Genomic DNA, 450 nt, shown 5'->3' on the forward strand with positions numbered 1-450 from the left:
GTACAAAATACGTTATTGCAGATGATCCACAATGGTGGCGTGATTTCCTAAAAGAGCATGTGTCTGTTGTGGCAATGAATGAAGATGAAGCGTTTGAGTTAACAGGGCATTCTGATCCTCTGTTAGCCTCTGATGTTGCTTTAGAGTGGGTAGATTTAGTGCTTTGTACCGCTGGGCCTGCTGGGCTTTATATGGGGGGTTATACAGAACATAGCTTTAAGCGCCAAACCACACATCCTTTATTACCGGGAGCGATTGCTGAATTTAATCGCTATGAATTTAGTCGTGCAATGCGCCGTAAAGATTGTGATGAGCCAGAGAAGGTCTATTCTCATATTGAACCATATATGGGTGGTCCTGAGAAAATTATGAATACAAATGGTGCGGGTGACGCAGCATTGTCAGCATTACTACATGATATTACAGCGAATAGCTATCATCGTATTAATG

Annotated in this window: 1 pseudogene; it reads left to right on the plus strand. The window is 42.2% G+C overall.

What is annotated here, in order from left to right:
- Positions 1-450 (plus strand): annotated as a pseudogene (locus tag EVJ33_RS15770) (hypothetical protein); the annotation flags it as partial.

The organism is Exiguobacterium sp. SL-10 (assembly GCF_004337025.1).
Taxonomy (GTDB): Bacteria; Bacillota; Bacilli; order Exiguobacteriales; family Exiguobacteriaceae; genus Exiguobacterium.